The sequence below is a fragment of the Arthrobacter sp. Z1-15 genome (genome assembly GCF_054792395.1).
Window position 1 is genome coordinate 1,038,570 of sequence record NZ_CP096454.1, and the last position, 20,073, is coordinate 1,058,642.

Genomic DNA, 20,073 nt, shown 5'->3' on the forward strand with positions numbered 1-20,073 from the left:
AGCAAGTAAATCACAAAGCTAAAACGAGTACTTGGACTCGTAGATGCAGAATTAAAGTGATTGAAGGCAGTAACAGGTACTCGTGTGTGACGTTCCTGGGTTCGATAAGTTGCTCGAAGTTTTATATGTCACTTAACCCAAAAGATAAACGGTCTCGGAATGAGTAAGAAATGATGGCAGGGTCGAGCAGGGGCGCTATTCACCGCAGGTGCCAATTCGTGCTATTGGGCATAATTGCTCTGCTCTTGACTGCCTGCTCCGGGAATTCCACGGACAGCAGTCAAGCGGCCACTGAACCGTCTTCATCAGCTACGGCCTCCTCGACAGACGCGCTGGCGGATCCACTCCCAACGCCTGAGCCGGATGAAAGTGCAGGACCGTTGGGCGGCCCCGCATCTGTACCCGAGGAAGGGCAGGCCGCCGAAGCACCCGTAGTTGTCCGCAGTGATGCCGTTCCGAACCCGATACCGGTGGAGCCCTCGTCCTTCAACGAGGAAGCAATGTACTCGGACGGCGTCGTGGCGGCAACCTCCAATTTCGAGCGGGGAACCGTCGAGGCCGAGGGCATTGGTGTAGTGGCAGGTGCCGAATACATCGTGTTTACGGTGACCATCCGTAACGGGTCGCCCCAGGTGCTGGATTTGAATGCAGTCGTTCCGGCGATGCTCTACGGGGAAGATCGCATAGCTGCTGCGCCCCTGTACAGGGGCGTTGAAGCCTTTGACCTGACGGGATCCTTGGAACCGGGGTCCTCGGCGGAAGCCTCATACGCCTTCCAGTTACCGGAGGGAGCCACCGATCCCGTTCTCTATCTGGATTTGAACGGTTCCCATCAGCCTTTGATTTTCCGTGGTGACTTGCCATGACTCCCAGCGCCACCCGCTACCGTTCCCTCGTCGGGGCGGTTGGAGCCCAAGCTAGCCAGGCCCTCGGCAGCTTCCTAATTCTTGCCGTAGCTGCCCGCTCGCTAAACCTGGGAAGTCTGGGTCTGCTGAGCCTGCTGTACGGATTGCTTGTGCTCTCAGCCGCCACTACCAGCGGGTTCGTCGGTGATTCACTGACCGTCCTGAACCGCCGGTCCAAAGTGTTGCGCGCAGGACTGCAAGTGTGGATGTTCCTGTTGTCTTTTGCATGTGCCGTCGCTGTCCCGCTGGCGGTTTGGGCCCTGGGCTTGGTCAACCTGACCCAGGCCGTCCTCCTCGGGCTGGCTGTTGCGGCTTATTTGGTGGAGGACGTGCTCCGACGCCTGCTGATGGCGTGCATGCTCTTCCAACGGATTGTGGTGATGGATGTATCGGTAATAGCGGGTGCCCTCCTTCTACTACTGCTGGTGGGGCAGCAAACGGAATTGACGGTGTCGTCGTTCCTGGCGGCCATAGCCATTGGTCAGGCAGCCGGTGCGGTCGCCGGAGTGGTTGCCCTTCCCGCTGCGGAACGAGTTCTGGTCAGTCTGCGCGGCGCGCAGTGGCGGGCGGTCGCAGCCTATGGTAGCTGGCGCGCAGCTCAGCAGTCCCTTCGTCCGGCCCTATTAACTGCCTTGCGAAGCGCAGTGGTCCTGATGGTTGCCCTCGAGGCAAGCGGGGCCCTGGAGCTCGCCCGCGTTTACGCGGCGCCCGCAATGCTTGTGGTGGGAGGCATTTCCTCCTACCTTTTCGCATCCTTCGCCCGTGCCCGCGAGGTTCCTCTGGAACAGTTGCTCCGCCGGGCGGACCGCGGTGTGCTGGCCCTTCTATGCACCACCGCGGCTTGTACCGCCGCAGCGGTGCTGGCATTGCCCACGGCCGGCCCGCTCCTGCTCGGCAGCCTACCGGAACTGGCTGCGGTTGCAGGCTGGCTGACCTACACCGCAGCAGTTTCGGCGGCGACCCCGTACGGGGTTTTGGCGGCCGTGAGGTCCAACCCTTCACGGATCTTCCTCATCCGATTCATCGACACCTTGGTGTCTCTGGGCGCCGTCGTCCTGCTGGTCCATCTCACCGGAAATGCTGCTCTGGCTCCTTTGGCGGCAGCCTTCGGAGCAGCGCTGGGAGGCCTTGCCATCCGGCAGATTCTCCTGGTCCCGCTGCGCACCACTGCACTGAAAAACACAACCGTCAGCACCACGCCCCACGAAAGGGAGCTGGAAAAGCATGCGTAAAGGTCATTGGGCCGCGTCTTCTCGGGGGGAAGCAGCCGGCGGAAGAAGTTTCACCAGAATCCTGGCAATACTGGGGGCCACGTCCCTGCTAACGAGCCTGGTCGTGGCTCCGGTTCAAGCCGCTCCCCTTCCAACAACGGCTGTGCAACCGGGGGCAGTCTCTAATGCTGCTACGCCGGAGGCGGCCTTGGAGAGAGAGCTTCCCGAAACCCTTAGCGCTGATCTTCTCACCACTCCGCAGATCAACGGCGTTGTCTGGAGCACTACGGTCAATGGAGACGTAGCCTACGCCGTAGGCAGCTTCACTAGAGCGCGTCCCTCGGGTGTTCCCGAGGGGGGCACCGGGGAAGTAGTGCGCAACAACGCGATGGCTTTCGAAATTTCCACCGGGAAGATCCTACCGTGGAACCCGAACCTCAATGCGCAGGCATTGGAGGTGGAGATGAGTCCGGACAACTCACAGATTATTGTCGGGGGCAGCTTCACCACAGTGGGTGGTCAGCCACGCAGCAAACTGGCTATTTTCGCTGCTTCATCGGGAGCACTCCAGCCCTTCAGCGCCAGCATTGCCGGCAGCGTGCAAACCGTTTACGCCACCGCAACCACCCTGTATGTGGGCGGATCGTTCAAACAGGCCGGTAACCAGCCGCGCGGCAATGCCGCTGCCTTCAACCGTTCCACCGGAGTCCTGCTGCCGTGGGCGCCGCTGGCAGACGATATTGTGCACGGCATCGTGGCGTCCGCAGACAACAGCCGGGTGGTGCTTGCCGGCCGGTTCCAAACACTCAACAATTCGCTGCAGGTTGGTATTGGAGCCGTGGATGGAACGTCCGGCGCGAGCCAACTGTGGACCAGCACACCCATCCCCCAGTCGCAGGCCGGGACTAATAACACCTCCTGGGTTACTCAGATGATCGAGAAGGACGGCGTCATCTACGCCTCCGCCAACGGCATGGGCGGTCATTGGTTTGATGGTCGGTTCGCTGCGAATTTCTGGACCGGTGAACTTGTCTGGCTGGACAATTGCTACGGGGCGTCAACGGACGTGGCAGTCATGGGCGAAGTGCTCTACAGCGTCTCACACGCGCATGACTGCTCGTCATTGGGGGAATTCCCGGAGACAACGCCGCAGACCTGGCGGCGGAGCCTTGCAGAAACCATCTATGCAACCGGCACAGATCAGGCGCCTCCGGGCAGTAACAGCAAGTATTCCGGTCAGCCGGTCCCCACACTGCTCCATTGGTACCCCTCGATCAACACCGGCTTCTTCACCGGTCAGTACCAAGGCGGATGGGCGCTAGACAACAACGACAATTATTTGGTCGAAGGCGGCGAATTCACCACCGTCAACGGCAAGGCCCAGCAGGGGCTTGCCGTCTTTGGACAGAGGTCCGTGGCTCCCAATAAAGTGGCGCCGGTCTACTCCGCCGCTGTAAAGCCCTCCCCCCTCTCAACGACGGCAGGTACCGTCCGTGTGGCATGGCCCAACACCTGGGACTACGACGACGCCGTTCTCTCCTATGAAGTGCTTCGGGACAACAGCCTCACAGCCATCGGTTCAGTTGATGCACACTCTCTATGGTGGAGGGGCCAGGCCTTGGGCTTCACCGACACGGGCCGCACTCCGGGTGCCACACATACTTATCGCATTCGCGTAAAAGACCCTTCCGGCAACGAGTTCATCAGCCCGCGTTCCGATCCGGTGACAGTTTCCAGCTCCACACCCTCGGCATATTCACGAATGGTCAGGGAGGACGGCGCTCAGCTGTATTACCCGCTGGACGAGAAAACGGGCAGCGTCGCCTACAACCACGTGGGGTATGACGACGGCGACCTTGGCGCCGGCATCACCCGCGGCGCTGCAGGCGCCCTGCCCGACAACGCCGCCTCGAGCTTTGACGGAAGCGCTACTGCGTCCATAGCAAACAGGGCTCTCACTCCCGGCATGGACACTTTCACAGCCGAAGCGTGGTTCCTGACAACAACCACCACGGGCGGAAAAATTCTGGGCTTCGGCAACCAACGGACGGGAAATTCGACCACGCATGATCGCAGCATTTACATGGATAATGCGGGCCGGGTTTGGTTTGGTGCTTACCCGGGCCGGACGGTAACGGTCAACTCGGCCAAGTCCTACAACGACGGCAAGTGGCATCATGTCACTGCCACCATGAGTTCCTCCGGCATGGCACTTTACGTCGACGGCGTGCGCACTGCCTTTAGAACCGACAACACTAACGGACAGGAATACGACGGCTACTGGCGGGTTGGCGGCGACAACATTGGCGGTTGGCCCAGCCAGCCCTCAACCAGCAGTTTTACCGGCATCATCGACGAAGTTGCCGTATACCCGACCGCGCTGACCGCCCAGCGGGTGGCTGATCATTACACAGCCAGCGGCCGGAGCCCGAGCATTCCGGCCGTCCCCACGGATAGCTACGGCAAATCCGTCTACAGCGACTCGCCACAGATCTTCTGGCGGCTCAACGATAGCGGTACTACAACAGCTCTGGACACCAGTCTGTCCATGAATGATGCCTTGGTTTCCGGGGGAGTGACCAGGAATACCTCCGGCGGAGTCGGAGGAAGTGGCGCCTTTGACTTCAACGGCTCGGACGGCATGGCAGCTGCCGGGGCCGCCGCCAACAACCCTACGGCCTACAGTGCGGAGGCTTGGTTCAAGACCAACACGGAACTGGGTGGAAAGATCATCGGGTTCGGCAGCTCCAACAACGGGCTGTCCGGCAGCTATGACCGGCACGTATATATGCGCGATGACGGGAAGCTGACGTTCGGTACGTACACCGGCACGGAAAACACCATCATCACCGCGGACTCCTACAACAACAACCGTTGGCACCACGTGGTCGCCACTCAATCCGCAGAGGGGATGAGGCTCTATGTCGATGGCGCACTGACGGGTACGCACCCACAACCAGCAGCTGAGCTGTACACCGGGTTCTGGCGTATCGGCGGTGACCGGACCTGGAGCGGGGCCTCAAGCCCATTCTTCGAGGGCACCATCGATGAAGCTGCAGTATATGGCTCCGCCCTCACGGAGGATCGCATCCGCGCCCACTACGCGGCCAGCGGCTTGGCTAATGCAGTCCCTGTCGCAAGGATTACCTCCACAATTGACGGGTCGAACGTGGTGCTCTCAGGTGAGGGAAGCACTGACGCCGACGGCCGCATCGTTTCTTATCAGTGGGACCTGGGCAACGGTGCTACTGCTGAGGGAGAGCGGGTTCAGCATGCCTTTGCGGAAGGGGGCGACCACGTTGTCACGCTAACGGTTACGGATGATGCCGGGGCCAGGGCCACGGCTACGGCAACGGTCGTTACGAGCGGAGCGAACGCCCTGCCCCAAGCGGCCTTCACAGCCACTGCCCAAGGACTGGCAGCGAGCTTTGATGGGGGAATGTCTGCCGACAGCGATGGACAAATCACAGGCTATCGGTGGGACTTCGGCGACGGCACCACCGGCACCGGGGCCACGGCAGCGCACACCTACGCTGCAGCGGGCAGTTACACAGTCCGTCTGGCGGTCGCTGACAACAGGGACGGTGAAGGAACCGCCACACAAACCGTGACGGTGGCCAATGCCGCTCCCACAGCGCAGTTCGAATCCTCGGCTTCGGGGCTGGACGCGATGTTTGACGCTGCCGGTTCCCGGGACGTTGACGGAACCATCAGCTCTTATACCTGGGACTTCGGCGACGGAGCCGCCGGTAGCGGCGCCACCTCGGGCCACGCCTACCGGGCGCCAGGAACCTACACGGTCACGTTGACCGTCACAGACAACCTGGACGCCAAAGCAACCGTCCGGGCCGACCTAACGGTTGACCGCACAAACGTGACGCCAACCGCGTCATTCTCCACCCACGTCCGGGACCTGGCTGTCGTCTTTGACGCCGCAGCCTCCACTGACCCGGACGGGACCATCAGTTCCTACGCCTGGGACTTCGGCGACGGCACCACCGGCACCGGAGTTAATCCAACCCACACCTACGCAGCCGCCGGGGACTACCTCGTCACGCTGACTGTGGTCGACAACCGCGGAGCTGCGAGCACAGCAACGGCCACAGCCAGTGCGCAGGCCCCGGCCCCCACCGGCCCCAAGGCAGCCTTCACCTCATCCGTCAGTGCGCTTCGGGCCAGTTTCGACGCCTCGACGACCAGTGCCGGCACAGGCAGCATCACCACCTACGCCTGGGACTTCGGGGACGGCTCCACAGGGGCCGGACGCAACCCGGTCCACGACTACGCCACGGGCGGGCAATACAGCGTCAGGCTGACTGCCACGGACAGCAGCGGCTTGAGCGATTCCGTCTCACAAACCATCCCGGTCAGCAATCCTGCGCCCGTGGCTGCATTCACCTCCAGCATCAACGGACGGTCAGCCGGATTCTCGGCAGAGGATGCAGGAGCCGGAGCCGTCTATTCCTGGGACTTCGGGGATGGAACCAGTGGGACGGGTATGACCCCCACGAGGCTGTACGCCGTTGACGGGGACTACGCAGTGAGGCTGACAGTAACCGCGGCCAACGGCGCCACGGCATCCGTGACCCAGAATATTCGGGCCGCCAATGCCGCTCCCGTTGCTGCTTTCACATCCGTTGTTTCGGAGCTCTCGGCGGCGTTCGACGCCTCCGGTTCAACGGACGTGGAGGGGGCGCCGGCAAGCTATGCCTGGTCGTTCGGTGATGGTTCTTCCGGCACCGGCAGGACTGCGGTGCACACATACACCCGTGCCGGAACATACACCGTGACGCTGACCGTCACGGATTCCGACGGCGCCACCGCTACGCAGACCGGGCAAATCCGGATCGCGAGCACTGTACCGATGGTCTTTGCCCAGGATTCCTTCGGGCGAACCTCGATCATCGGCTGGATGACGGCGGATCAGGGTGGCGCGTACACCTACGTCGGTTCAACTGCGAACTTCACCGTCGCAGACGGATTGGGCCGCCTTCGTCTCGGTACTGCAGGTGCCGGCCTCACCACTTACCTGTCCAGCGTCAACGCAGCGGACACAGAAGTACAGGTGGAGTTGGGCCTGGACAAAGCAGCCACAGGCGGCGGCGTCTACCAATCGGTCTATGCACGCGACATCGCTGGAAAGGGCAATTACTCAGCAAAAGTCCGATACATGTCCAACGGCACCGTGGGAGTGAGCCTAAACCGGGGGGATGTTTATCTGGTCCCGCAGACCACCATTACCGGTTTGACCTACCGGCCAGGTGACCGGCTGACGGTCCGCGTTCAGGCCACCGGCACCTCACCCACAACCCTGCGAGCCAAGGTATGGAAGACGGGACAGGCCGAACCGGTGCAGTGGCAGCTTTCCGCAACCGACTCCACAGCGGGGCTGCAGGCCCCGGGCCGGATCGGTCTGGGTGCCTACCTCTCCGGATCGTCCACGAATGCTCCTGTCATTGGATTCTTGGACAATCTCTGGGCTGGCCACCCGCGCCCCTGATTCCGATCCATTCCATCTTCCACTGCCACTGACCCTCCGAAAGAAGGAACAGCAACATGAGTACCCAACACAGCCAGCTCCGGGTGGCCATGGTCGGCACGCGCGGCGTGCCGGCACACTATGGAGGGTTTGAAACGGCCATTGAAGAAATCGGATCCCGGTTGGTGGAGCGGGGAGTGGATGTCACCGTCTATTGCCGTCCGCATAATGACGAACGCCCTCCCCGCCACCTCGGTATGAAACTGGTGCACCTGCCGGCGCTTCGGCTGAAAACGGGTGAGACGCTCAGCCATACGGCTCTGTCCGCCATGCACATGCTCCGTGGACCCAAGTTCGATGCCGCCTTCCTCTTCAACGCCGCCAACGCACCGTTCCTGCCGCTCTTGCGTCGGTCCGCCACGGGCGTAGCGGTGCATGTGGACGGGCTCGAGTGGAAGAGGTCCAAGTGGGGCGGCAAAGGGCGGAGCTATTACCGCTGGGCGGAACGGGCATCCGTCCGCGGAGCGGATGCGCTCATAGCCGATGCAGCAGGTATTGCCAGCTACTACCGAAGCGAGTTCGGCGTCGATACCCGGCTCCTCGTCTACGGAGCCCCGGAGGGAGGCAACTCGGCCGTCGACAAACTGGGCCCCGCGGGGCTCCTCCCGGGCAGCTTCCACCTGGTGGTGGCCCGGTTCGAACCGGAAAACCATGTTGAGCTCATCCTCGAGGGATACGGGAGCAGCAATGCCCGGCTGCCCCTGGTAGTGGTGGGATCGGCGCCATACGCCGCAGAGTACACCGAGCGGATTAAAGCCCTGGCCGCTGGGGACAGCCGCATCCGGTTAATGGGCGGCGTCTGGGACCAGCAACTGCTGAGCCAGCTTTATTCCCACGCCCGGACCTATCTCCACGGCCATTCCGTCGGTGGAACAAATCCTTCCCTGCTGCGCGCCATGGGTTCGGGAACCGCGGTCCTGGCTTACGACGTCGTTTTCAACCGCGAGGTACTCGGCCCAGAGGCCGGACGGTACTTCGACGGTGTGGCGCGCCTGACCGGGTTAATCGAAGAACTGGATGCGGATGAAGGGCGGGCGAGGGCCCTCGGTGCCAGTGCCCGGGAGCGGGCGCAGGCCGCCTACCGCTGGGACGACGTCGCCGAAGGTTACCTACGGCTCGCGAAAGATCTGGCCAGCGGAAGCACCACCAGGAACCCCCGGGCCAGACGCAACCCGGACTCCGGGTGGAAGGTGCACGGTCCTGACGGGCCGGTGCCCCTTCGCGACGTCGTGCCGGAACCTGCTCCCGCGTCCGCGCGCACACCCACCGGACCAGTACCACGCCCGGCGACTGATGTCGCCCAAACTAGAACGAGGTAGTCAATGACACTGCGAACTGGGGCGCAGCCAACATTCCGAGAAGCACTGGACGGACTTTCAACTGCCCAAAAAAGCGCCAAAGGCGCACCTGCATACTCCCGCTACGTCAACAGGCGCCTTGGCCGTTATCTGGCTGCGGCCGCCGGCACCGCAGGTTTGAGTCCAAACCAGGTGACAGCGCTCAGCGCACTTTCGACATTCAGCGGCATTGGAATCATCGTTGCCGTCCAGCCAACCGTTTTGACTTCCCTAGCAGTGTCACTACTGCTGGTGCTGGGATACGCCCTGGATTCCGCTGACGGTCAGCTCTCCCGGCTGACCGGCAGGGGATCCATGGCGGGGGAGTGGCTGGATCACACTGTCGATGCCTTCAAGGTCGGCTCCATCCACCTCGCCTTCCTGGTCTGCTGGTGGCGGTTCTATGACCTCGACGCTGGGTGGCTGCTGCTGCCGCTGCTGTTCCAGGTACTTTCCACCGTGCACTTTTTCTCCACCCTGCTGATGGACCAGCTCCGGCGCAGCCTCCGCGCAGCCGGGAAAGCGCCCGTTGACGAGAACCGCTCTTCCTCTTTGCTGTATTCATTGGCAGTGCTGCCCACGGATTTCGGCGTTATCTGCGTACTGTCGCTTCTGCTTTTTATTCCCTGGCTGTTTACCGGCCTGTATGTGTTCCTCTTCGCCTGCACCGCTGGGTTTCTCGTTCTGGCCCTGGGCAAGTGGTACCGGGAGGTGAAGTCATGGAACTGAGTGAGTATCTGCTGCTTTTCCGCAGGCGCCTGCTGCTGATCCTGTTCATTGTGTTCCTTGCTGTTGACGCCGCGATCCTGGTGAGCTGGGTTAGCCCCAAATCTTATGAGGCCCGCGCGGATCTTTTCGTAAAGGCCCAGTCCTCCAGCAGCTCGTCCTATGAGGACTCGCAATTCACCCTTCAACGGGTGAAAAATTACCCGGATCTGGTGAGGAGTCCGCAGGTTCTGGCACCCGTGGCCGAAAAACTCGGCAATGGTATGACTGCTTCCAGCCTTGCCCGCCGGGTCAGCGCCGAAAACCCGAAGGACACTGTGTATGTACGGGTCATGGCCTCCGCCGCATCGGGCAAGGAAGCGTCCACCACCGCGAATCTTGTCGCAGAAAGCCTGGCAGACCAGATCCGGCTGCTGGAGAACGATGAGGATTCGCGCGCGGCTGTAGTCGACCCCCAGATCACGGTCCCCGCTGCCCCTCCAGTCCATCCGGCATCACCGGATATCGTCACCAACCTGGTGCTGGGTGCCTTCGGAGGGTTGTTCATCGGCCTGATAGCGGCCATTGTTACGGACCGCAGGGGCGCTGCCCTGCATTCTGCGGAAGACGTGGTCACCGCTTCAGGCGTAGAACTTATCGGACGGATGCCGGTCCTGGGCAGAAGCAGTCGTTTTTTACTGCGCAAGCAGGCAGGCCCGGACACGGAGCTGCGTTCCCTGCTGACGCGCATTCTGCTCCGCACGGGAGGACAGCTGCCCCGCATCGTCCTGGCTACGGGCGCATGCCAGCGCTCAACGGTGTCCGGAGAGATGATACTCGAGGAATGGGGCCGCTTCATGGCCGACAGCGGGCGGCGGGTATGCGTCCTTCAAGGGGATGGAGCCGTACGCGCTCCGTTCGGGCTCTCGCGTGACAGCCAGGGGTTCACCGATCTGGTCACCGGCACTGTGGAGGCCGGCGAGGTGGTCCGCCAGGTGGGCACAGGCTCACTGTTCACCGTTGCAGCCGGGTCGGGTCCTTCCCTCTCGACAGCTGACACGGGCCGGAACGCGGGAACCCTGATCAAGGAGCTCGCGGAAGATTTCGATGTGCTGCTCACGCTGGCTGCTGCTTCCTCAGAGCCGCTGAATACGGAAATGGTGGGCGCCGTGTCACAGTGTGCGCTGGTTCTGGTCTCTTACGGATCAACAACTGACGCCCAGCTGGATGGAGCGGTCATGGAAATGCGTTCCCTGGGCATTGAACCTCTGGGGATCGTCATGCTCGACGTGCCTGCCGGGGTACTCAAGGGTGTCCTGCGGCCCCGCCCGGTGGCGCCGGTGGTCGCCACGGAGGAACGCCAGTGAATGCCTGGATCCTCAGGCCTGCCCCGTACGCGATTTGGCTTTTGCTTCTGGGCAGCACGGTGGCCTGGCGCAAAGGGTTCTATTACGACGGCGGAGCGGATGGAGTGGTCCTGGCAAAGGCTGCCTGCCAGGCTCTGGCTTGCCTCCTTGCCTTCGCGCTTGCGGCCTACGCTCCGAAGCGCCGGAAGATCCCGGGCCGGCCGTTCCTGCTGCTGTTTCTTTTCGTTTCGGTCTCGCTGCTCGGCGCTGTTGCCGTTGGAGACGTGGGAGCCTCAGTTGTCCTGGCCGCGCGGCTGCTTTTAGTGGCGGCGACCGTGGGATTTCTGCTGGCGGCTGCTCCCACCCCAGCCGCGCTCAAGCCGCTGCTCGTGGCGATGGCGATCGTCGGCCTGGTAAGTGCAGCCACTGGCCTGCCCGGCCTGTTGAGCGGCCAACGACTTGCAGGTGTCATCCCACCGCTTCGGCCCAACGCAATTGCCATGCTGTGTGGAGTTCCTGCCATCGCTCTGGCGCACAACCTCCTGCGGGGCAAAGGAACCTTTGTCCAGGTGGGCCTCCTCGGAGTGTTGCTCGGCGCAGTCCTTGCCACGGAATCCAGGACGGCTCTGCTGGGCCTTGCTCTGGCGGCAGCCGTAATTGGCCTCGCCCTCCGGAGGATGCGGCGTGCGGTAGCCGTCGGACTGCTCGCGCTCGGAACGGTTATGCTCCCGGCGCTCCTCTATACCCCCGCGTTGATGAATATGGTGATGCGGCCCGGGAGCGCATCCCTGCTGACTTTGAATTCCCGAACCCTGGCATGGGAGACCGTCCTGGATACTTCCGCCCGCACATGGGAGCGGTGGGTCGGCGGGGGACTGTCGATCAAGACGGTGGCCGTCAAAGGGCAGTACTGGGAATCCCAAGTCTTGGACTCAAGCTGGATCTCCGCGCTTGCCCAGGCCGGCGTCTTGGGCACACTGGTCCTTGCCGTGTGGGCCTTCTCCCTGCTGTCCCGCAGCCTGCGAAGGGCACCGGACTCGTTTCTGCCGGCCATGCTCCTGTTTCTGCTGCTGCGAAGCTTCCTCGAGAACGGGCTGACTGAGGTCAGCACCTCTTTCCTCCTGTTCTTTGCCATTTCGCTGGTGGTCTGGGAACCCCGGGCGGGGGCAGCGGAGGCTGCTCCCACCCGGGATTACACGGTACTCAGCAGGCCACCGATTTCCGTCATGCCTCAGTTGGTAAAGGCGCCCAGATGACGTGCTCCCGAAGGCTGCCCGGCCAAGCCGGCAATGGAAGCCGGCAGCGGAACGGCAACTGCACCGGCCTGGTCCTGCACCGTTCCGTTGGCGGCAAACGTGTTAGGCGCCAGGGGACTTGGCCCGGTGAGCTCCAGATGCGTTTTTTCCTGGCCGGTGGCCGCGCGGAATGCCGCGACGCCTGTATACACACTGGCGTTGGACTTACCTCCGGACCACACCACTGCCCAGCCGGGTTGCTGCGCGTTGACCCTGTGGTACACGTTGCCCTGGGCGGTGACCCGGAGCTGCTCAGCGGTGAACTCTCTGGAATAGTCCTCCACACACAGCAGGCAGTTTCCGGCTGCGGAAGTGGAAGCGATGATGTTGTTGCGGACGGTTACCGGTCCGTTAATCCACGTCATCGTCCTGTCAGGGAAGGGCTGGCGGGGATTGTGACCGGGAGTCGACGGGTTACTGGCCCGCCGCTTGTCTTGGACAACGTTTATTTGCCGGCCGTTGCCGCTGAAGGTGTTGTTCCAAATCTCCACCTCGCTGGTGTTGTTGACCTTGACTCCGAAGTTCCGGTTGTCGGCGATGACGTTGTCCACCAACCGCACCTTGGCGGAGATTTCGGCGGAGACCCCGTGACTCGCATTGCCGGTCATGGCGTTACCGGCCAAATCCGCGTTGTACACAGACTCATCCAGCCACAGCCCGGTGCCAGCGTTATTGCGGAAAGTGCTTTGCTGGACGCTGACGCCGCGCGTTCGTCCGACTTTCATTCCGCCCGCAACGGGCGCGCTCTTGAAACGCTCCACGTTGTTGCCGCTGGCGTCCAATCCGGTAACCGTCAATCCGTCGGCGTACACCACGCTGACACCCATCAGCCCGTTCCGGGCAGAGGTGACATTGCGGAGGGTGACCTTTCCGGCCCCTACAGCTATACCGGTAGTGGAATTGTCAGTGATGGATACGTTCTCAAAAACGACGCCGGTTTTTTCAACAGTCACAGCGCCCATATGCGGCACCGACGTGGCGAATCTCCGGATGCCGATTCCCCGAACGACCGAGTTCTCGGCGCGGACACTCATGGCCTTGGCCAATGCGCTGGCTCGGACGGTTTTTCCTGCCGGGTTCGTCCCCACATAGAGCTTCCTGGCAGCGTAATCCACATAGAAGGTCCCGGCCGTAACCTCGGCCAGGGAGCCCACCTGCTTCTGCGCTGCATTGTCGATCCACACCTGGTCAGGGTGCGAGGCCATGGGATAGGCCGGGTCGACGAAGGAACCTCCGTGCTCGGTTCCCGGCTTCCCCCACTGATAGGTGGGGCTCGAATCGAAGGTGGGAGTCCAACCGGCAGCTGCATAGACCTTGCCGGTCGGCACAAAGTTACTGACCTGACGGCTTCCATCCAGCCACACGGCTTCGTTGGGGTAGGCCTGGACGGTCAACGGCTTGTTGACCGGGATGGTTACCTCCTCGTGATAGGTGCCGCCGCGGAGAACGACTGCGCCGCCCTGGGGTGCGCGGGCAATAGCGGCGCCGATGGTGCGCAGCGGAGAGGCCAGCGTGCCGGCAGCGGAGTCAGAGCCACCCGGCGCTGCGAAAACTGCACGGGAGGGAATGGCGTACGCGGTGCTCCCCACGGGGGCGGAACCTGTCGCGTTCCGGGAGCCGGGTTCTGCCGGTGGCGCCGGGACGGTGGGTGGCTCGGGCACAGTGGGCGGTGCCGGGGTAACCGGCGGCTTCACAGGAGGAACAGGCGGTACCGGTGCCGGTGCCGGCGGCGGCACAACGGGTCCCGTCGCCTTCTGCAGCGTCTGCGCGGCCAGATCGTCATAGGCTACCGTCGCGGGTTGGCTGGCTGCGGAGACGTAGGTGGTGATCCGGAGCGTGCCCGCATCGGTGATCCGGGCATCGCCCGAGTCCGATGCGGTTTGCTGCCAATTGCCCGCTGTCGCGCCGGCCAGCCATGCGCGGGCCTTGATCTCCACAGGCGAACTCCCGGTGGCCTGCAATTCCACATTCACCTTTTGCCCCGCCTCAATGCGGAAAGGCAGGGCGACTGGGCGTCCCAGCGCCGTTTTGGTTTCCGGTCCGCCACTGGTGCGGGAGATATCCAGGGCTGTATCGCCACCCGGCAGGACGCGGAGCGTGGCCTGGTAGAAGGATCCATCTTTGTAGCGCACCTGGAGCCCGGTATGGACCCCGCCCCCGCTCGTGGGGAGCTCGGACACCGAAACACCGTAGGACGCCGACATGTCGACGGCGGGGGACACGTCTGCTTCAACGGTGCGCGATGTGCCTGGCTCTGGGATTTTCACAGCGGCGGCGCCTCCGGATACCGCAAGGGACGGCAGCCAGGTGGTGGTGTACCCGGTTCCGCTCTCAGATTCACCCCAGCCGTCCTGAACCGAGCGGGACATGCTGTCACGCAGGAGCGGGGTATCCGGGACGTATTCGGGCGGGTCCGCTGCCGAGGCAGGCGCCGGAAAGGCGATAAGGCTCAGCAGCACTGCCGTGAGGACGGGAAGGTGCCCGCGTTTTCGGACGCGGTGGAGGGAGCTGGAAGAAGGGGGATTCATAGAGGTCTCTCATGTAGGCCTGCCGCCCAGCTACAGACAAAGAAAAAAATTGATCAATCGAAACCTCCTGAAGTCAACCATAAAGCGGCTTCGTTGCCAACATGTTATTGAGAGGGATGCTATGAAAAAGTATGCCGTCGGCTACGCAGCCGGAGCATTTGACCTGTTTCACATTGGACACCTGAATATCCTGAGGCACGCAAAAAGCTACTGCGACTACCTGATTGCCGGCGTGGTGTCGGACGAACTGTGCGAAAGCACCAAAGGTACCCGGCCGATTATTCCGCTGGCCGAACGCCTGGAAATAGTCGGAAACATTAAGTGTGTGGACAGGGCCTACGCCGAGGTCGAATCGGACCGGCTCACCACGTGGGAGGAGCTGCGGTTTGACGTCTTCTTCAAGGGGGACGACTGGCGCGGAACAGCCAAAGGGCGTGACCTGGAAAGGCGCTTCGCCGCCGTCGGCACTGAGGTTGTCTATTTTCCCTATACCGTTCACACCTCCAGCACGGCGCTCCGGCGCGCGCTGGCGGCAATGAGTGCCGGGCGGCCCCTTGAGGCCTCCGCAGGAGACCTGGTATGACCGTGCGGGCAGGGCGGAGGGACACCGTGCTGGTCGCCCACCCCTCGGCAGAGCTCTACGGGTCGGACAGGGTGCTGCTGGAGAGCGTCCGAGGGCTGCTGAAGGGAGGCGGCCGCGTGGTGGTTACGGTTCCGGACGAAGGTCCGCTTGTCTCCGAGCTGCTGGACTGCGGCGCCGAAGTGGTGCTGTGCCGGACAGTGGTGCTGCGCAAGGCACTGTTGTCCCCGCGCTCCCTGCCAATGCTGCTGCCCGCTTGCGTTGCGGCAACGGGGCGGATGTTGATGCTGCTTCGGAGGCTGAAGCCGCAGAGCGTGTACGTCAGCACGCTTACGCTGCCCCTGTGGTCGGTTCTGCCTCGGCTGCTTGGATTCAGGGTGGTTGTACACGTCCATGAGGGTGAGGAGTCCGCCCGACCCATCGTTAAGAGGGCTTTGGCTGCCCCGCTGTTGTTTGCCTCCCGGATACTAGTCAACAGCCGATTCAGCGAAGCCGTCCTGCATTCGGCCCAGCCGCGCCTGAGGGGCCGAACCACAGTTGTGGACAATGCTGTCCCGGGGCCCTCCACCCCGCTGCCGCTGCGGCAGGAAGTGCAAGGCGACGCCCGGCTCATCTACGTGGGCCGGTTGGCACACCGGAAGGGAGTGGACGTGGCCGTGGAGGCGTTCGCAGAGCTCGTGGCCGCCGGAAGCGCAGCACGGCTGGACATAGTGGGGGCTGTCTATCCCGGCAATGAGGGGTATGAGGAACAGCTCCGTCTGACCATTCGGGATCTGGGCCTGCAGGACCGTGTTCACCTGCACGGATTCCAACCTGACGTTTGGTCGTATTTGGCCGAGGCGGACATTGTGCTGGTGCCCTCCCGTGCTGATGAACCGTTTGGCAACACTGCCGTCGAAGCGATTCTCGCCGGACGGCCGGCCGTGGTCAGCGACACGTCAGGGTTGCGGGAGGCTGCCGGCAATTACGGCAGTGTGCGGCTGGTGCCGCCGTCGGACCCGACGGCCATAGCCGAGGCTGTGGACAAGATGCTGGTCCAGTGGGACCGGTACTCCCACCTTGCCGCTGCAGATGCGGTGCTGGCAGCCAGCCGCCACAGCCCGGAGCTGTACAGGAGCAGAATTGCCACGCATTTGTTGCCGTCCAATGGCACCTTCGCTAAGGAGAAAGCATGAACAGCCATGCACTGTCCGGATCGCACAAATCCCAAAAGGGCAAAGCCGGGATGTCTGGTCCGGCGGGAACTCACCGGGCCTCCCGGCAACGGCGCGATATCCAGGGCTTGCGTGCCCTGGCTGTTGTAGCCGTGATCCTTAACCACCTTTTCCAGTGGCCTGCGGGCGGCTTTGTCGGAGTGGACGTCTTCTTTGTCATCTCCGGCTTCCTCATCTCGGGACTGCTGGTGCGCGAGGTCGCTGCGAGCGGCCGGATCGACTTTGTCGCCTTTTACGTCCGGCGAGCCCGCAGAATCCTTCCCATGGCGCTTTTGGTGGTGGTGGTCACCGTGGTGGCCACATATCTGCTCTACAACTCGGCCAGGGGAGCATCCGTGCGGACGGACGGCATTTTCGCGGCATTGTTCGCCGCGAACTGGCATTTCGCGGCCGTCGGAACGGACTACTGGCAGACCGACGGAGTGGTGTCTCCCCTGCAGCATTACTGGTCGCTGGCGGTCGAGGAACAGTTCTATCTCTTCTGGCCGTGGCTGATCATAGCCGCCGCGTTTATTGGAATGAGGACGGGCCGCCGTTCCCCAACTTTCGTTACCGCCGGGCTGATGGCGCTCGTGGCAGCAGCATCGTTTGGCTATGCACTGTGGCAGGTGACGGCCGCACCCACCTGGGCCTACTTCTCGACGTTCACCCGCACCTGGGAACTTGCAGCCGGTGCACTGGCAGCGCTGGCCCTGCCGCTCTTCGGACGGCTGGACATAAGACTGCGCAGCGGATTGGCGATTATGGGGCTGGTGATGATCTTGGCCAGCCTGTTCGTTGTCCATCCGGACAGCGGGATTCCAGCGCCCGGGGTTGCCCTTCCCGTGCTCGGGGCCGTCCTGGTGATTGCAGGTGGAACAGGACACACTTCACGAAGCATGCTGCTCCTGACCAACCCGGTGTCCCAATATCTCGGCCGGATATCCTACTCACTGTATCTCTGGCACTTTCCCGCCATCATTCTGCTGCGCGTTTTCTTCCCCGATCCCGGGACGGCTTACGTGCTCACCGTACTGTCTGTGACCTCTGTCCTTTCAGTCCTTTCCTTCCACCTCGTGGAGGATCCCATCCGGCGTTCCGGTCGAGCGGGGACAGCCCGGGTCTCCGAGGTGCGGCGGGGCATGTCCAGCTGGGCGCCTCCCCGTTGGAAGCCTGTTGCCCTTGCCTGCCAAGGCGTGTTCACGGCCGTGCTTGCCGTTACCCTGCTCCTGAACCCTGCCGGTCCCGGAGCTGACACCTCTTCAGGTGCGTCACTGGCAGCGGACACGGCCACGGGAACGCCTACGGCGGCTGCCGACGCCGGCACCGCTGTCAAGCCGGAGCCTGCGGCGGACGTTGCAGCAACCGTGTCAGCCGCTTTGGCTGCGGGAGAGTTCCCTGATTTTTCGCCATCGGTCGAGTCCCTTGGTACCTCAGCCTGGATTGACGAGGTAAACGGCGACGGTTGTGCCGAGATCACTGCCAGAAACTTCGACGGGTGCGCCGAAGGACCTCCCACGCCGGTCAAGACCGTCGCCGTGCTGGGCGATTCCTATGCGATCGCCTGGATGCCTGGCATCCGTGCGGCTGCCGAGGGCGCCAACTACCGGGTGGTACCGCTGACGAAAGGCCAGTGCCCGGCAGCATCGGTCCGGGTGACCCGGGACGGTGGCACGGATTATCCGGAGTGCGGTGAGCACCGGGAATGGGCCCTAGATCAGGTCAGGGAAATCAAGCCGGACCTCCTCATCCTTGCGGACGCTGACAACACCCTTTCCCGTCTAGCCTCCGGTGCCGGCGGGGACGGCACTCCGTCCGCGGTCAACGAGGTGGAGGATGGGTTGTCGGACACCATTGCCGCGGTTCAGGACAGCGTTGGCGAGGTGCTGGTGCTCGCCCCGCCGCCCGCCGGCCGGAATCTTCAGGACTGTGTAACGCGCGTCGGAGCCCCGGATGACTGCGTGAGCGCTGTCTCCGAACAGTGGCGCGAGATGCAGGAGGCGCAGGAGGGCGCCGCGGGATCCACGGGTGCACGCTATGTCGCCACCGACAGGTGGTTCTGCGACGCTTCAGGTGAGTGCCCGGGATTCGTGGGAACCACCCCGGTACGCGTGGACACCTCCCATATCACGCCGGCATATTCCCGCTTCCTGGCACCGGTGCTGCTGAGCACCATGTCCGAATAAGGCACCCGGATCCAAGGACGCCCCTTCAAGTGACACCTGGAATGCCCTTCCTGATGTTTTTGCGGGGCTGAATCAGTGGAACTGCCCGGCAGATCTACCGATTCAGTCCTGCATTCGGGGTGTCGGCGGCCGGATCGCGGCCCATGTCCTGTTTAGGCTTCCGTGTCCCTATGAGTAAGGACGGGGCATCGAGGAGCCAGGGAAAGGGCGAGCGCTTGATCAGCGATCCGGTGCTCAGGCAAAGGAGTATGGTCGGCAGCACCAGCAGGGGCGGCACGACGGCGGCTGCCACTTGCGGTGCGCTCTGCAGCAGAGGCATGAGGCCGGTCAATTTGACCACCGCGCTCAGCGCGGAAATCAGGACAATGTGGAAGATATAGACGGGCAGCGTCTGGGAACCAACCCGGCGCAGGCCGCGGCCCGCCCGTGAATCCATGTTGATCCCGGATACAAGCTGCGCCGTGACGAACAAGGCCAAGCAGGAGAGCAGAGTCTCCAGCAGCAGCTCCAAACGGAACACCGTCATCACCGCATAAACAGCAATGTAAAGGGCCGCTGACAGTCCGAGGAGGGTATAACTCCGACGGCGGCTGAACCTCGCCCACAGTGCAGTGCCGTGCACGCCCAGATAGAACCAAAGGAGGTTGGCCATGACTGAGGGGATTTTGGCGGCATCGAACGGTTCGGTCAGCAGCCCTTGGGTATAGGGCTGCACCAGCGGAGACAACGCACTCATCACTGCCAGCGGGAGGAGGGCATAGGCGCTGCGGCTCCCCAGTACCCGCAGGAGGAATTTCGTCGACAGGAAGAACACGGGCAGGGCGTACAAATACCAGAATGATGTGGGGAGCACCAAGCTTAGGAGCAGTTGCCCGACTTCCGGCTCGGTGTCGGTGGAGAGGAAAGGCAGCCACCGGCGCAGCAGGAACAGCCCGGTCCACAGGACATAGACGTAGTACAAGCCGAGCGTGCGGGGCCGGGAACTGCCCAACGGACGGCGCAGCGCTGAGATGCTCAAATAGCCTGAGATAAAAAAGAACAACGGCATCCTGAGGGGATTGAGCGCATCGCTGATAACCCACCAGAAGCCTGGGCCGCTGTGGACCTCCGTCTCCATCCACAGGGACAGGTGATACAGAACCACCAAGACCATGCAAAGACCTTTTGAAAAATCGATCCAGGCTAACCGCTGTTTTCCCGCGCTGCCGGAATTGTCCCCAGTTGACACACTTCCTCCTCTAATCGCCG

12 protein-coding genes are annotated in these 20,073 nt (G+C 62.7%); 10 read left to right on the forward strand and 2 right to left on the reverse strand.

Going from position 1 to position 20,073, the window contains the following annotated elements:
- Positions 1-380: 380 nt before the first annotated feature.
- The 7 genes from M1D40_RS04805 (at position 381) to M1D40_RS04835 (ending at position 12,299) form a co-directional block, all read left to right on the forward strand.
- A complete protein-coding gene (locus tag M1D40_RS04805) occupies positions 381-866 on the forward strand; it encodes a hypothetical protein (RefSeq protein WP_461170383.1) in 486 nt (161 codons plus the stop codon).
- Entirely contained in the window at positions 863-2,137 is a 1,275-nt protein-coding gene (locus tag M1D40_RS04810; protein WP_461170384.1) for a hypothetical protein, read from the forward strand. The genes M1D40_RS04805 and M1D40_RS04810 overlap by 4 nt, the downstream gene beginning before the upstream one ends.
- 187 nt (positions 2,138-2,324) lie before the next feature.
- On the forward strand, positions 2,325-7,616 hold the full coding sequence (locus M1D40_RS04815) for a PKD domain-containing protein (protein ID WP_461170385.1): 5,292 nt from the start codon (positions 2,325-2,327) through the stop codon (positions 7,614-7,616).
- A gap of 56 nt (positions 7,617-7,672) precedes the next feature.
- Entirely contained in the window at positions 7,673-8,974 is a 1,302-nt protein-coding gene (locus M1D40_RS04820) for a DUF1972 domain-containing protein (protein WP_461170386.1), read from the forward strand.
- A 3-nt stretch (positions 8,975-8,977) separates the two neighbouring features.
- Positions 8,978-9,721: a CDP-alcohol phosphatidyltransferase family protein gene (locus tag M1D40_RS04825; RefSeq protein ID WP_461170387.1), complete on the forward strand. Its 744-nt coding sequence runs from the start codon at positions 8,978-8,980 to the stop codon at positions 9,719-9,721.
- A complete protein-coding gene (locus M1D40_RS04830) occupies positions 9,712-11,064 on the forward strand; it encodes a YveK family protein (RefSeq protein ID WP_461170388.1) in 1,353 nt (450 codons plus the stop codon). The genes M1D40_RS04825 and M1D40_RS04830 overlap by 10 nt, the downstream gene beginning before the upstream one ends.
- On the forward strand, positions 11,061-12,299 hold the full coding sequence (locus M1D40_RS04835; RefSeq protein WP_461170389.1) for an O-antigen ligase family protein: 1,239 nt from the start codon (positions 11,061-11,063) through the stop codon (positions 12,297-12,299). The genes M1D40_RS04830 and M1D40_RS04835 overlap by 4 nt, the downstream gene beginning before the upstream one ends.
- Here the strand turns inward: M1D40_RS04835 and M1D40_RS04840 are convergent.
- On the reverse strand, positions 12,275-14,866 hold the full coding sequence (locus M1D40_RS04840) for a right-handed parallel beta-helix repeat-containing protein (RefSeq protein ID WP_461170390.1): 2,592 nt from the start codon (positions 14,864-14,866) through the stop codon (positions 12,275-12,277). The genes M1D40_RS04835 and M1D40_RS04840 overlap by 25 nt on opposite strands.
- A 121-nt stretch (positions 14,867-14,987) precedes the next feature.
- Here M1D40_RS04840 and M1D40_RS04845 point away from each other — a divergent pair, with 121 nt between their 5' ends.
- The 3 genes from M1D40_RS04845 to M1D40_RS04855 are packed head-to-tail and all read left to right on the forward strand — an operon-like array spanning position 14,988 to position 18,825.
- A complete protein-coding gene (locus M1D40_RS04845; RefSeq protein ID WP_461170391.1) occupies positions 14,988-15,449 on the forward strand; it encodes an adenylyltransferase/cytidyltransferase family protein in 462 nt (153 codons plus the stop codon).
- The gene (locus tag M1D40_RS04850; RefSeq protein ID WP_461170392.1) at positions 15,446-16,621 is read left to right on the forward strand and encodes a glycosyltransferase; all 1,176 of its coding nucleotides are present in this window, start codon (positions 15,446-15,448) and stop codon (positions 16,619-16,621) included. Before M1D40_RS04845 ends, M1D40_RS04850 begins: the two co-directional genes overlap by 4 nt.
- The gene (locus tag M1D40_RS04855; RefSeq protein ID WP_461170393.1) at positions 16,618-18,825 is read left to right on the forward strand and encodes an acyltransferase family protein; all 2,208 of its coding nucleotides are present in this window, start codon (positions 16,618-16,620) and stop codon (positions 18,823-18,825) included. Before M1D40_RS04850 ends, M1D40_RS04855 begins: the two co-directional genes overlap by 4 nt.
- Positions 18,826-18,919: 94 nt before the next feature.
- Here the strand turns inward: M1D40_RS04855 and M1D40_RS04860 are convergent, their stop codons facing one another.
- The gene (locus M1D40_RS04860) at positions 18,920-20,053 is read right to left on the reverse strand and encodes an acyltransferase family protein (protein ID WP_461170394.1); all 1,134 of its coding nucleotides are present in this window, start codon (positions 20,051-20,053) and stop codon (positions 18,920-18,922) included.
- Positions 20,054-20,073: the final 20 nt, after the last annotated feature.

What these genes read in the sequence shown, in the direction of transcription:
- M1D40_RS04810 (WP_461170384.1), top strand. Translation starts at nt 863, where the DNA reads ATGACTCCCAGCGCCACCCGCTACCGTTCCCTCGTCGGGGCGGTTGGA.
- M1D40_RS04820 (WP_461170386.1), top strand. Translation starts at nt 7,673, where the DNA reads ATGAGTACCCAACACAGCCAGCTCCGGGTGGCCATGGTCGGCACGCGC.
- M1D40_RS04825 (WP_461170387.1), top strand. Translation starts at nt 8,978, where the DNA reads ATGACACTGCGAACTGGGGCGCAGCCAACATTCCGAGAAGCACTGGAC.
- M1D40_RS04830 (WP_461170388.1), top strand. Translation starts at nt 9,712, where the DNA reads ATGGAACTGAGTGAGTATCTGCTGCTTTTCCGCAGGCGCCTGCTGCTG.
- M1D40_RS04840 (WP_461170390.1), bottom strand. Translation starts at nt 14,866, where the DNA reads ATGAATCCCCCTTCTTCCAGCTCCCTCCACCGCGTCCGAAAACGCGGG.
- M1D40_RS04845 (WP_461170391.1), top strand. Translation starts at nt 14,988, where the DNA reads ATGAAAAAGTATGCCGTCGGCTACGCAGCCGGAGCATTTGACCTGTTT.
- M1D40_RS04850 (WP_461170392.1), top strand. Translation starts at nt 15,446, where the DNA reads ATGACCGTGCGGGCAGGGCGGAGGGACACCGTGCTGGTCGCCCACCCC.
- M1D40_RS04855 (WP_461170393.1), top strand. Translation starts at nt 16,618, where the DNA reads ATGAACAGCCATGCACTGTCCGGATCGCACAAATCCCAAAAGGGCAAA.